Origin of the sequence: Mesorhizobium sp. M0317, assembly GCF_040321555.1 — a bacterium.
GTDB lineage: Bacteria > Pseudomonadota > Alphaproteobacteria > Rhizobiales > Rhizobiaceae > Mesorhizobium.
Map to the genome: position 1 here is coordinate 107,686 of NZ_JAMYRV010000013.1, position 11,190 is coordinate 118,875.

Genomic DNA, 11,190 nt, shown 5'->3' on the forward strand with positions numbered 1-11,190 from the left:
AGAACCCATGACCGAAAAAATCATCCTCGCCTCCGGCAGCCCGTTCCGCAAAGCAATGCTCATCAATGCCGGGCTCGGCATCGAAGCGGTGCCTGCCGATGTCGACGAGCGTGCGCTCGAGGCGCCGTTGCAGGACAGCGGTGTGTCGCCGGAAGATGTCGCCCTGATACTCGCCGAAGCCAAGGCGACCGAGGTCAGCGAACGCAGATCGGGCGCCTTGGTGCTCGGCTGCGACCAGACTTTGTCACTGGGAGATGAAGTGTTCCACAAGCCGGCCGACATGGAAGGCGCCCGCCGCCATCTGTTGGCGCTGTCAGGCAAGACGCATCAGCTGAACAGCGCCGCCGTGCTCTGCCGCAACGGCAAGGTGCTGTGGCGCCATGTCGGCATCGCCAGCCTTACCATGCGCAAGCTCGATCCGGCCTTCGTCGGCCGGCACCTGGCCCGCGTCGGCGCCAAGGCGTTGTCGAGCGTCGGCGCCTACCAGATCGAGGGCGAAGGCATCCAGCTGTTCGAAGAGATCGAAGGCGATTATTTCACCATTGTCGGCCTGCCGCTGTTACCGGTGCTGGCGGAATTGCGTGCGCTCGGAGCCATCGATGGTTGAGAAAAAAGCTTTCGTCACCGGCCATCCGATCGCGCATTCGCGCTCGCCGAAGATCCACGGCTATTGGCTGAACACATACGGCATCGACGGCAGCTATTATGCGATCGATGTCGCGCCGGCCGATTTTCCCGAGTTCCTCTCGTCGCTCGAGGCCAATGGCTATCAGGGCGGCAACGTCACCATTCCACACAAGGAAGTCGCCTTCGCCCGGGTCGAGCGCCGCGACGAAGCGGCGGAGATGATCGGCGCGGTCAACATGCTGTGGCTGGACGACGGCGTGCTGTGGGGCGGCAATTCGGACTGGATCGGCTTTGCCGGCAATCTCGAGGAGCATGCCCCGGGCTGGGAGAGAAACGCTCCGGCCGTGGTGCTCGGCGCCGGTGGCGCGTCGCGCGCGGTCATCCACGCGCTTAAAGTGCGCGGCATCAAAGATATCCGCATCGTCAACCGCACATTGGCGCGGGCGCAAGAACTCGCCGACCGCTTCGGGGCCGGCGTCTCGGCGCATGGCGCGGTCGGCGACTTGCTTGGCGATGCCGGCTTGCTGATCAACACGACGGCACTTGGCATGCATGGCGATGCGACGCTGGCCGCCGATCCGGCCGGCCTGCCAGCTCACGCCATTGTCGCAGACATCGTCTATGTGCCGCTGGAAACACCGCTGCTTGCCGCTGCCCGCGCGAGAAATTTGAAGACGGTCGACGGGCTCGGCATGCTGTTGCACCAGGCTGTGCCCGGTTTCGAACGCTGGTTCGGCAAGATGCCGCAGGTCACGCCTGAGTTGCGACAGATGATCGTCGCCGACATCCTCGCCAAATGATGGGTCGCAAATGATGGGCGCCAAATGATGATCGTGCTTGGCCTCACCGGGTCGATCGGCATGGGCAAGTCGACGACGGCGAAAATGTTCGTCGACGCCGGCGTGCCGGTGCATGATTCCGACGCGACCGTACATCGCCTCTATGCCGGCAAGGCAGCACCTCTCGTCGAGGCGGCCTTTCCCGGCACCGTGATTGCCGGTTCGGTCGATCGCACCGAGTTGGCGCGCCGCGTGCTCGGCAACGCTGCTGCGCTGAAGACATTGGAGGCGATCGTCCATCCGCTGGTGCGGGCCGATGCCGATGCCTTTCTGGCAAGGCACCGCGCCGCCGGCGCGCCGCTCGTCGTGCTCGACATTCCGCTGCTGTTCGAAACCGGCGGCCGCAACCGTGTCGACAAGGTCGTCGTCGTCACCGCGCCGGCCGATATCCAGCGCGCCCGCGTGCTGGCGCGTCCTGACATAAGTGAGGAAAAGCTGTCGGCAATCCTGGCCAAGCAGGTGCCCGACGCAGAAAAGCGCCGGCAGGCCGATTTCGTCATCGACACCGGCGAAGGCATGGACGCCGCCCGCACCGCGGTCGGCGCGATCATTGCCGAGCTCTCAGGGCGCTGAACTCGCCTGCTAACTCCTGGGGGATAAGTCGCGCCCATCAGGCTCCTGACGCCAGGCTGTCGGCATTGCCCATTGCCATTTTGTTCCGCTCCATGATTCTACTCCTCCAGGAGCGGGTTGATTCTATGCGTGAGATCATTTTCGATACCGAAACCACCGGACTCGACATGCGCGACGACCGCATCATCGAGCTTGGCGGCGTCGAGCTGGTCAACCGCTTCCCGACCGGCCGCACCTTCCACAAATTCATCAATCCGCAGGGGCGCGCCGTCCATGTCGAGGCGCAAGCCGTGCACGGCATCAGCGCCGCCGACCTCGTCGGCAAGCCGACCTTTGCCGAAATCGCCGAGGAATGGCTCGCCTTCACCGACGGCGCCAAGCTCGTCGCCCACAACGCCAATTTCGACATCGGCTTCCTCAACACGGAATTCGGGCGGCTCGGCCAGCCGGCCATAGACACCGGGCGCGTCGTCGACACGCTGGCGCTGGCGCGGCGCAAGCACCCTATGGGACCCAATTCGCTCGACGCGCTCTGCCGCCGCTACGGCATCGACAACGGCCACCGCACCAAGCACGGCGCGCTGCTCGATTCCGAGCTCCTGGCCGAAGTCTACATCGAACTCATCGGCGGCAAGCAGGCCGCACTTGTCCTCGACGCCGTCGTGGTGCAGCTCAACAGCAATGGCGACGTTGCCGACATCGACATCTCGATCGCCGCCAGGCCAATCGCCCTGCCGCCGCGCCTGACTGAGGGCGAGCGAGCGGCGCATGCGGGGCTGGTGGCGACGCTGGGTGAAAAGGCGCTGTGGCTGAAGGTGGCGGCGGGGTGAACGGATCGCGGAGGTAGCGTTCCGTCACACCCCTCTCTCGCCTGCCGGCCATCTCCCCCTCAAGGGGGAGATCAGCAGCTTCGCCGCTCCAGCCCATTCCTGCAACGTCTAAAGTTGGCGAAGGTCGCGATGACGGCCAATCTCCCCCCTTGAGGGGGAGATGCCTGGCAAGGCAGAGGGGGGTGCTGTCCCGCCAGCATCTCAGTAGACAAAAAGCCCGGCACGAAGCCGGGCTTTCAACTCATGCGCGTGACGCTTGCCTTCAGCTCACCTTGACCTTCGATGCCGCCTGGTCCTCGGCCAGCTTCTGCTGGAACATCTGGGCAAAATCGATCGGGTCGAGCATCAACGGCGGGAAGCCGCCATTGCGGGTGGCTTCGGCGATGATCTGGCGGGCGAACGGGAACAAAAGCCGCGGGCATTCAATGAACAGGATCGGCAGCATGTGCTCCTGCGGGAAGCCGGCGATGGCAAATACGCCGCCATAGACCAGTTCGACATTGAACAGCACTTCCTGGTCGAAGGACGCCTTGGCGTTCAAGGTCAGATTGACGTCGAACTGCTTGTCGGAGAGCGGGTTGGCATTGACATTGACGTTGATCGCGATGCCGGGGGCCTTGTCGCGGCCGCGCAGCGAGTTCGGCGCGCCGGGGCTTTCGAAGGACAGGTCCTTCACATACTGGGCAAGCACGTTGAGCGACGGCTGCGCCGTTTCGCCGTTGCCGTTGGCGGCGCCGACCGGCGCGTCATCTTTGCTGGCCATGAGCCTTGTTCCTTTTGCCTGGACAGCAGCGCTGACCGAATTGAAATCGGGCGTTGGCTAGCATGGTCGGCAAGACAAGACAAGGTTTGCCGCCTTCAGGCCGGAAGGGGTCAATAGTCAGTCGTCCTCAAGGCGACATTCAGTCGTCCTTCAGGCGGCGCCACGGCGAGTTATGGTCGGGACCGCGGTTGAAATCGTCCTCGCGCGAATAGTCGCCGTCGTCGAGGTCGATGACCTTGTCGCGCGACCTGCCGCGAAAACCGCCGGCGGTGAAATCGGTCGCGACGACGATGCGGCCCTTGAGCCTGCGCCAGGCAAGGTCGCGCACCGGCGGCAGGAACAGCAGCAGGCCGATAATATCGGTAATGAAGCCGGGGATGATCAACAGGATCGCGGCGACCACGATCATGGCGCCATGCGCGAGCTGGCGGCTGGGGTCGCCGCCGCCGGCCATCTCGGCGCGGACCCGCGCCATGACGCCAAAACCCTGGTGCCGGAGCAGAAGCACGCCGGCAATGCTTGAAGCCAGCACCAGGCCGACCGTCGCCAGCGCCCCGACCTCGCGGCCGACAATGACGAAACCGGCGATTTCCAGCAGCGGCAGCGCAAGCAGGAACAGAGGAAGGAAGGAAATGCGCAAATCTTGACCGATCGTTTCCATGTTTGCCGGGCGGCGCATAATCGCCGCTGGCACTGAGGCCGTTAGATAGGTATGCCTGCCTTTGATTTGAATGATTGCGCCATGCGTTCTATATGCTTTGCATGTTTAACGCCATGCGACCGCCGCCCGATTGGCTGGCGGTCCCGGCCAAGTCAGGGATTGATTGGCGAAAGATATGGGATTCTTCGACTTCGGCACCATTTTCTTTCTGATTGCGGCGGTGGTGATCTTTTTCCAGCTGCGCAACGTGCTTGGCCGCCGCACGGGCAGCGAGCGCCCGCCCTTCGATCCGTACACGGCCAGCCGCACCGAGAAGGACGCGACCCAGAAGCCCGAAAATGTGGTTTCGCTGCCGCGCAAGCGCATGCCGGGCGAGACGGCTGCCGAGACCTATGCGGCCATCGATGCCTTCGCAAAGCCCGACACCGACCTCAACAAGGGCCTGCGCGCGATCAAGGACAATGATCCCTCCTTCGACCCCAAAGTCTTCGTCGACGGCGCCAAGATGGCTTATGAGATGATCGTCATGGCCTATGCCGATGGCGACCGAAAAACGCTGAAGAACCTGTTGTCGCGCGAGGTTTTTGACGGCTTCGTTGCCGCGATTGGCGACCGCGAGGCGAAAGCCGAAAAGATCCAGTCCTCCTTCGTCGGCATCGACAAGGCCGACATCGTCTCGGCCGAGATGAAGGGCGGCGAGGCCCACATCACGCTGCGCATCGTGAGCGAACTGATTTCGGCGACCCGCGACAAGGCGGGTGCCGTCATCGACGGCGATCCCGAGACGGTGGCCGAGGTCAAGGATGTCTGGACCTTCGCCCGCGACACACGCTCGCGCGATCCGAACTGGAAGCTGGTCGCCACCGAGGAAGAAGACTGAGCCTATCATGTCGCCCGGTGCGGGCAGCTTTTTTGGGATAGCGACATGCAGGCAAACATGGGCAGTGGCGAGGCTGAGGTGTCGCTCTCGCCGCTTTTCGTGGAAAAGTCCTTCGATGATCTTCCCGGTTGGAATTCCGATGACCATCTGCCCGCTTTCGAAGCCTTCCGCCGTTCGGCCTTTCATGTCCTGAACAAGCCCTACCGCACCGGTTCGTTGGGCGTCCGGTTCAACGCGTTTGCCGGCGCTTATGACGAGGCGCGCACCGTTTCGCCGGCGAATCGGTCGGCGGCCAAGGCTTTTTTCGAGCGCCATTTCGCGCCAGTCCAGATTCGATCCGAAAACCTCGGCCTGGTCACCGGCTTCTACGAGCCCGAGGCCGAGGCCTCACCAGTGCGCACGGATGAATTCACGGTGCCGCTGCTGGCGCGGCCTTCCGATCTCGTCGACATCGATGATGCCAACCGTCCTCGAGGGATGGACGACTATCTGGCCTTCGCCCGCGATGCGCCGCAGGGCCTGGTGGAGTATTTCGACCGCAGTGAGATCGAGCGCGGCGCGCTGGCCGGCCAAGGCCTGGAAATCGCCTGGCTTGCCGACAAGGTCGACGTCTTCTTCATCCATGTGCAAGGTGCGGCCAGGCTGAAGATGACCGACGGCCGGCTTTGCCGCGTCTCCTACGCCGCCAAATCCGGCCAACGTTTCAGCGGTCCGGGGAAGATTCTCGCCGAACTCGGCGAAATCCCACTGGAAAAAGTGACGATGCAGTCTATCCGCGCCTGGTTCAGGGCGCATCCGGATCGCGTCGACGAGATCCTCTGGCAGAACCGCTCCTACATCTTCTTTCGCGAAGCCGATGTCGACGATGCCGCATCCGGTCCAATCGCCGCCGCCAAGGTGCCGTTGACGCCGGGCCGTTCGCTCGCGGTCGACCGGCTGCTGCACACATTCGGTACCCCCTTCTACATCGACGCTCCGTCGCTGACCGCCTTCGACGGAAAACCGTTCCGGCGGCTGATGATTGCGCAGGACACCGGCTCGGCCATCATCGGACCGGCGCGGGGCGATCTGTTCGCCGGCTCCGGCGATGCGGCCGGCGAGATCGCCGGCGTCGTTCGCAATGCGGCCGATTTCTATGCCTTGGTTCCACGCGCTCTCGTTTCGGAATCGAATCGATGAGCAAGCGCCCCGATAAACTCAACGAAGACGATCGGGTGCTGTGGAACCTGGTGGCGCGTACCGCCCGACCGCTGAAGGGCCGGACCGCGGTCGAGATTCCCGACATCGTCGTAGGCCCTAAGCCGGCACAGACGCCGGTCGCTGTCGGTCCGGTCCTCGCCGCCAAGCCGAAGGCGCAGCATGTATCGCACGCGCTGGACGAGCCGACATTGGACAAGCTGAAGAAGGGCCGGCTGCCGATCGAAGGCCGCGTCGATCTGCATGGCATGACCCAGGACGAGGCCTATTCGCTGCTGTTTTCGTTCCTGCACCGGGCCCATGCCGGCGGGGTCCGCTATGTCCTCGTCATTACGGGAAAAGGGTCGTCGTCGGGCGGCGACGGCGTCTTGCGGCGCGCCGTGCCTGCCTGGTTGTCGACGCCTGCCTTCCGGCCGCTGGTCTCCAGCCACGATCACGCCGCCCGCAACCACGGCGGTTCGGGCGCGCTCTACGTTCGGCTCAGGCGAACCCGCTGATGACGCCGTTCGGCGAAAAACTGCGGGCGCTTCGAGCCGAGCGCGGCTTGCGCCAGAAGGACATGGCGCAGGCGATCGGAGTCAGCGCCGCCTATCTGTCGGCGCTGGAACATGGCCGCCGCGGCGCGCCGACCTGGACGCTGATCCAGAAGATCATCGGCTATTTCAACGTCATCTGGGACGATGCCGAAGAGCTGGCGCGTCTGGCCGAGGCCTCACATCCGCGGGTGAGACTCGATACGTCCGGCCTCAGTCCTGCCGCCACCGAGTTGGCCAATCTCCTGGCCGAAAACATCGAGAAGCTGGACGAAGCCGAGCTTGCCCGCATCACCGGCTCGATCCGGGCGGCACTGGAGCGGCGAGAGTAATCCGGTAAGCGATGCCAAGGCGCAAGGTTTGCTTGCGCTGTTCCTGAAAGCGATGCCCGCCGGCCGATAGCCAGCGGGCATATGTCACGATTACTTCGCGCCGGCCTGGCCGCCACGGCCGCCAGTGCTGTCATGATCGCCGCCGCGGCCACCGCCCAGGCAGTCCGAGTTGAGCTCGCAACAGCGATTGCCCCAGTTGTTGGTCTTGGCGCAACCGGTCTGATCGGCCATGGCGGATCCGGCCAAGGAAGACACCGCAACAACGGCGAGGAAGGCATTACGAAGGAAAGCAGTCATTTGAAGTCTCCATGTTTGGGTGGTTGGGTTCTGGTTACGGCTGTGTGTCGCCGCTGGAGACGGTTTGGTTCACGCAGGTAGCGAAATTTTTTGAGGAGGCGTTTCGAGAGATAAGATTTCGAGGGCAGCGCTGCCCTCATCCGCCTGCCGGCGACTATTTTGCAACGTTGACGATTGGCGAACCGATGGCAGCATCTTTCTCCCCGTCACTATACAGGGAGAAATGCCCGGCAGGGCAATGAGGGGCAGCGCCGACTTGCGGTTATCTCGTGAAAGTTATTAGCCGCGGGCTTCCGACGAAGCTGTTCGCAGCGACGCGCTCACATGCATCGTCTTTATTTACTGGACCGCGCCGACCAGCACCTGCTGGCCGCCGCGGATCGAGACCCAGCGGCCGGTGTTGTCGATGGCCTGCCGCTTGAGGAAGCGATAGCCGGTGGCGTCCCAGATCTTCACCTTGTCGGTCAGATTGTCGAGGACGTAGTCGCCCTTGTCGGTTCGCACGGTCAGCACGGCATGGCCTTCGCCGTCCGGCTTGCGCACGACGGTGATCAAGAGATCGGCCAGCGACACGCCAGAGCGCGAGAGCTGGCGGCGCTTTTCCAGCACATAGTCTTCGCAATCGCCGACGCCCTTGTCGGGATAGGCCCAGACCTCGTCCTTGCCATAGATGTCGTAGTCGCTCATCGGCTTGACGGCGGCGTTGACCCTTGACGTCACGTTGATCAGCTTGCGCATGAAGGCGTCGGTCATCGCGGCGGGGTTGAGGTTGCTCGGCCGGATCGAGCATTCGCCGGGCTGGGTTTTACAGAAATCATAGTGGCCGATCGGCTGCGAGGTCATGCCGCCCGTCGCCATGGCGCCGCCTGCAAGTGCCGGGACTGCCCAGCACGCAGAGATCGCCAGCCCTGCTGCCGCCCACAAGCGCAGCGTCCGTGCTATCGGTGAGGAAGTCATTGTCCCCGTTCGCCCTTGTTGTTAACGAAAGGTTAAAGGGGATTTACACTCCGTGTCAATTATCGGGGGAGCCAGATTCTTCGGCATGGTTACCCGCGCCCGCCCAACAGCGTCTATTGTGCAACAGAACGCCTGTGGCGCGCAAAATCGCCCCGCTTTTGCGGGCAATGCACGCTGCAGCCGGATCGAGCCTCAGCCTTTGGCGGAGCGGACCAGCTTGGGTTTCACCGCTACGCGTGTTTGGCGGCCGTAGCTTGTGATGAAATCGACGATGCGCGGCACGATTTCCGAGCGGAATCGCGACCCGTTGAAGACGCCGTAGTGGCCGACGGCCGGCTGCATGTAATGCGCATGCCGGTCAGCCGGGATGTTGGGGCAGAGATCGTGGGCGGCCTGGGTCTGGCCGAGACCGGAAATGTCGTCGTTCTCGCCTTCGACCGTGAACAGCGCGACATTGCGGATCGCCTTGGTGTCGACCACCTCGCCGCGATGCGTCATCTCGCCCTTGGGCAGCGCATGGCGCACGAACACCGTGTCGACGGTCTGCAGATAGAATTCCGCCGTCAGGTCCATCACCGCCAGATATTCGTCGTAGAAATCGCGGTGCTTCTCGGCATTGTCGCCGTCATGCTTGACCAGGTGCATGAAGAAGTCCTTGTGGGCGGTGATGTGGCGGTCGAGGTTCATGCTCATGAAGCCCGACAGCTGCAGGAACCCCGGATAGACTTCGCGGCCGAAGCCCGGCACCGGCCAGGGCGCGTGCATGATGACGTTGTCGCGGAACCAGTCGATGCCCTTTTCCTTGGCCAGAAGATTGACCGCGGTCGGATTGCGGCGGGTGTCGATCGGCCCGCCCATCAACGTCATGGTCGAGGGCACGAAGGGATCGCCGCGCTTTTCCATCAGCGCCACCGCTGCCAGCACCGGCACCGAAGGCTGGCACACCGCCATCACATGGGTGTCCGGCCCCAGCGCATGCAGCATGTCGATGATGTAGTCGATATAATCGTCGAGGTCGAAATGGCCGTCGGTCACCGGCACCATGCGGGCATCGACCCAGTCGGTGATGTGCACGTCGGCATAGGGCAGCATCGCCTCGACCGTGCCGCGCAGCAGCGTCGCATAATGGCCCGACATCGGCGCCACAATGAGAAGCTTGGGGTCGGCCTTTCGCCCGGCGGGCACCGACCGCTCGAAGCGGGTAAGATTGCAGAACGGCTTCGACCACACCGTCTTTTCGCTGACCTCGACGCTCTTCCAGTCGACCACGGTCTTGCTCAGGCCGAAATGCGGCTTGCTGTAGCGGCGCGTCGTGCGCTCGAACAGTTCGGCGGTGGCGGCGACCGAGCGGCCCCACGGCGTATGCGAAAACGGATTGAGCGGGTTGGTGTAGAACAGCCGCACTGCATCGGCATAAAGCCGCGCGGGCTGCAGGGCGGCATGGTTCATTTCATAGAGCTGGTAGAACATCAGGTACTCCGCAGCTGCCGTGACCGAAGGGACGACGGACAGCGCCGAGCCTTGAATGTCTCGCGCGGAGGTTAACAAGATATTGCTGCGATGCAATACGTCACGTGGCGTGACATATGCCAATCTTTCGTCCAAGGCCTTGAGAAACCGCGTTGGGCGGGTGCAGCCGGCTCAATGTGCACTGCAAAATGCAAGGCTGTTGGACGACGGGGCAGGATGTGTCCGGCCCGATCGGGCCGGACTTGGACAGATCTAGACGCGCGCCATGCACACCGAGGTATGGCCGGAGCCGATGAAGCCGAGTTGGCCGGCGGCGCCCTTGGACAGATCGAGCACGCGCCCTTTGATGAACGGGCCGCGGTCGTTGATGCGCACGATGACGCTGCGGCCATTATTCTGGTTGGTCACTTTCAACTTGGTGCCGAAAGGCAGGCTGCGGTGCGCGGCGGTCAGCGCCGACGGGTTCATGCGTTCGCCATTGGCGGTCCTGGAATGCAGTGCGTACCAGGAGGCGCGGCCGCACTGGCCAGCGGCGGAGGAGGCGGATGCACCGACCATCAGGCCAGCCGCGATCGTTACCGCGACAAGCGCGGTCTGGTTTGTTTTCTTCATGTTGGGGGGATTGGCTCCGTTTTCGACAGACCCCAGCCGTTAAGTGTCGAATAAGGCAGGAAATGCGGCAAGCATCGGGCAGTTCCGTGGCACCGGCACACGTTTGGAGTCGCTGGGAAACAGTTTGTCAGGCATCTTTCGTGTGGCGCGGCCGTATCGCCGGCGATATTGCGAGCTGTTTCACAGATTCCGTGAGCAAGGCAGGACGTTATAGTACAAGTAGAAGAGAGCGCGATTGGGCGCCGTCCTTTCGCTCTGTCATCACGGTCATGGCGCAGTTGACGATCGACTTCGGAAAGGAATCTTGGCGATGAGACTGTTCAGATATCTGCTGGCGCTGATCGTGCTCGCCATTGGCGCGCTGTGGTCGCTGCAGGGCATTGGCGTGGTCGGCGGTAGCTTCATGACCGGCCAGTCGCAATGGCTCTATATCGGCATCGTGACCATGCTGGTCGGTTTCGCCGGGCTGGTATGGGCGAGCCGTTCGCCGGGGTGAGTTGCGACGAAAAATCGACCGCCACAGATCGACCCCACTCCGTCGAGCGTCGCGCGCCACCTCACCCCCGCTCGCCGGGGGAGCGGAAAGGCGCGCGCCGTGCAGGGGGGCGAACATATGGGG

At 63.3% G+C, this 11,190-nt stretch carries 15 protein-coding genes; 9 read left to right on the forward strand and 6 right to left on the reverse strand.

Annotation, left to right across the window (positions count from 1 at the left end; translation table 11 throughout):
• Positions 1-7 precede the first annotated feature (7 nt).
• From NKI88_RS12555 to dnaQ, 4 genes are all read left to right on the forward strand, one after another.
• Positions 8-607, forward strand: coding sequence for a Maf-like protein (locus NKI88_RS12555; RefSeq protein ID WP_352655385.1), 600 nt, complete (start codon positions 8-10; stop codon positions 605-607).
• Positions 600-1,427 (forward strand): shikimate dehydrogenase, encoded by an 828-nt coding sequence (locus tag NKI88_RS12560; protein ID WP_352655387.1) that lies wholly within the window; start codon positions 600-602, stop codon positions 1,425-1,427. The genes NKI88_RS12555 and NKI88_RS12560 overlap by 8 nt, the downstream gene beginning before the upstream one ends.
• 27 nt (positions 1,428-1,454) lie before the next feature.
• Complete coding sequence (coaE, locus tag NKI88_RS12565) at positions 1,455-2,039, forward strand: dephospho-CoA kinase (protein WP_352655399.1); 585 nt, start codon at positions 1,455-1,457, stop codon at positions 2,037-2,039.
• Positions 2,040-2,164: 125 nt separating this feature from the next.
• Entirely contained in the window at positions 2,165-2,869 is a 705-nt protein-coding gene (gene dnaQ / locus NKI88_RS12570) for a DNA polymerase III subunit epsilon (RefSeq protein WP_023672106.1), read from the forward strand.
• 262 nt (positions 2,870-3,131) lie between these two features.
• Here the strand turns inward: dnaQ and secB are convergent, their stop codons facing one another.
• Together secB and NKI88_RS12580 are read right to left on the reverse strand one after the other, a co-directional pair.
• On the reverse strand, positions 3,132-3,632 hold the full coding sequence (secB, locus tag NKI88_RS12575; protein WP_023672105.1) for a protein-export chaperone SecB: 501 nt from the start codon (positions 3,630-3,632) through the stop codon (positions 3,132-3,134).
• 139 nt (positions 3,633-3,771) lie between these two features.
• Positions 3,772-4,272 (reverse strand): FxsA family protein, encoded by a 501-nt coding sequence (locus tag NKI88_RS12580; protein ID WP_352655401.1) that lies wholly within the window; start codon positions 4,270-4,272, stop codon positions 3,772-3,774.
• Between the two features lie 196 nt (positions 4,273-4,468).
• Between NKI88_RS12580 and NKI88_RS12585 the strand changes: the two genes are divergently transcribed.
• The 4 genes from NKI88_RS12585 to NKI88_RS12600 all read left to right on the forward strand — a co-directional run bounded on the left by NKI88_RS12585 (position 4,469) and on the right by NKI88_RS12600 (position 7,235).
• Positions 4,469-5,173, forward strand: a complete 705-nt coding sequence (locus NKI88_RS12585) for a Tim44/TimA family putative adaptor protein (protein WP_023672103.1) — start codon at positions 4,469-4,471, stop codon at positions 5,171-5,173.
• Between the two features lie 78 nt (positions 5,174-5,251).
• Positions 5,252-6,352, forward strand: a complete 1,101-nt coding sequence (gene mltA / locus NKI88_RS12590; RefSeq protein ID WP_023745900.1) for a murein transglycosylase A — start codon at positions 5,252-5,254, stop codon at positions 6,350-6,352.
• The gene (locus NKI88_RS12595) at positions 6,349-6,867 is read left to right on the forward strand and encodes a Smr/MutS family protein (RefSeq protein WP_352655389.1); all 519 of its coding nucleotides are present in this window, start codon (positions 6,349-6,351) and stop codon (positions 6,865-6,867) included. The genes mltA and NKI88_RS12595 overlap by 4 nt, the downstream gene beginning before the upstream one ends.
• Complete coding sequence (locus NKI88_RS12600; protein ID WP_352655391.1) at positions 6,867-7,235, forward strand: helix-turn-helix domain-containing protein; 369 nt, start codon at positions 6,867-6,869, stop codon at positions 7,233-7,235. The genes NKI88_RS12595 and NKI88_RS12600 overlap by 1 nt, the downstream gene beginning before the upstream one ends.
• A 90-nt stretch (positions 7,236-7,325) precedes the next feature.
• On the opposite strand, the gene NKI88_RS12605 is transcribed toward NKI88_RS12600, so the two are convergent.
• The 4 genes from NKI88_RS12605 to NKI88_RS12620 form a co-directional block, all read right to left on the reverse strand.
• On the reverse strand, positions 7,326-7,532 hold the full coding sequence (locus NKI88_RS12605; RefSeq protein WP_023710325.1) for a hypothetical protein: 207 nt from the start codon (positions 7,530-7,532) through the stop codon (positions 7,326-7,328).
• 339 nt (positions 7,533-7,871) lie between these two features.
• Positions 7,872-8,489, reverse strand: coding sequence for a transglutaminase-like cysteine peptidase (locus NKI88_RS12610; RefSeq protein ID WP_023752821.1), 618 nt, complete (start codon positions 8,487-8,489; stop codon positions 7,872-7,874).
• A gap of 192 nt (positions 8,490-8,681) precedes the next feature.
• The gene (locus NKI88_RS12615) at positions 8,682-9,959 is read right to left on the reverse strand and encodes a polyhydroxyalkanoate depolymerase (protein ID WP_023686051.1); all 1,278 of its coding nucleotides are present in this window, start codon (positions 9,957-9,959) and stop codon (positions 8,682-8,684) included.
• Between the two features lie 252 nt (positions 9,960-10,211).
• Positions 10,212-10,571, reverse strand: a complete 360-nt coding sequence (locus tag NKI88_RS12620; RefSeq protein ID WP_023672096.1) for a septal ring lytic transglycosylase RlpA family protein — start codon at positions 10,569-10,571, stop codon at positions 10,212-10,214.
• 310 nt (positions 10,572-10,881) lie between these two features.
• Between NKI88_RS12620 and NKI88_RS12625 the strand changes: the two genes are divergently transcribed.
• Positions 10,882-11,067, forward strand: coding sequence for a hypothetical protein (locus NKI88_RS12625; protein WP_023686050.1), 186 nt, complete (start codon positions 10,882-10,884; stop codon positions 11,065-11,067).
• Positions 11,068-11,190 lie beyond the last annotated feature (123 nt).

Coding starts and splice junctions, on each gene's coding strand:
- NKI88_RS12585 (WP_023672103.1), top strand. CDS start 4,469: ATGGGATTCTTCGACTTCGGCACCATTTTCTTTCTGATTGCGGCGGTG.
- NKI88_RS12610 (WP_023752821.1), bottom strand. CDS start 8,489: ATGACTTCCTCACCGATAGCACGGACGCTGCGCTTGTGGGCGGCAGCA.
- secB (WP_023672105.1), bottom strand. CDS start 3,632: ATGGCCAGCAAAGATGACGCGCCGGTCGGCGCCGCCAACGGCAACGGC.
- NKI88_RS12555 (WP_352655385.1), top strand. CDS start 8: ATGACCGAAAAAATCATCCTCGCCTCCGGCAGCCCGTTCCGCAAAGCA.
- coaE (WP_352655399.1), top strand. CDS start 1,455: ATGATCGTGCTTGGCCTCACCGGGTCGATCGGCATGGGCAAGTCGACG.
- NKI88_RS12615 (WP_023686051.1), bottom strand. CDS start 9,959: ATGTTCTACCAGCTCTATGAAATGAACCATGCCGCCCTGCAGCCCGCG.
- NKI88_RS12595 (WP_352655389.1), top strand. CDS start 6,349: ATGAGCAAGCGCCCCGATAAACTCAACGAAGACGATCGGGTGCTGTGG.
- NKI88_RS12600 (WP_352655391.1), top strand. CDS start 6,867: ATGACGCCGTTCGGCGAAAAACTGCGGGCGCTTCGAGCCGAGCGCGGC.
- NKI88_RS12625 (WP_023686050.1), top strand. CDS start 10,882: ATGAGACTGTTCAGATATCTGCTGGCGCTGATCGTGCTCGCCATTGGC.
- NKI88_RS12620 (WP_023672096.1), bottom strand. CDS start 10,571: ATGAAGAAAACAAACCAGACCGCGCTTGTCGCGGTAACGATCGCGGCT.
- NKI88_RS12605 (WP_023710325.1), bottom strand. CDS start 7,532: ATGACTGCTTTCCTTCGTAATGCCTTCCTCGCCGTTGTTGCGGTGTCT.
- dnaQ (WP_023672106.1), top strand. CDS start 2,165: ATGCGTGAGATCATTTTCGATACCGAAACCACCGGACTCGACATGCGC.
- NKI88_RS12560 (WP_352655387.1), top strand. CDS start 600: ATGGTTGAGAAAAAAGCTTTCGTCACCGGCCATCCGATCGCGCATTCG.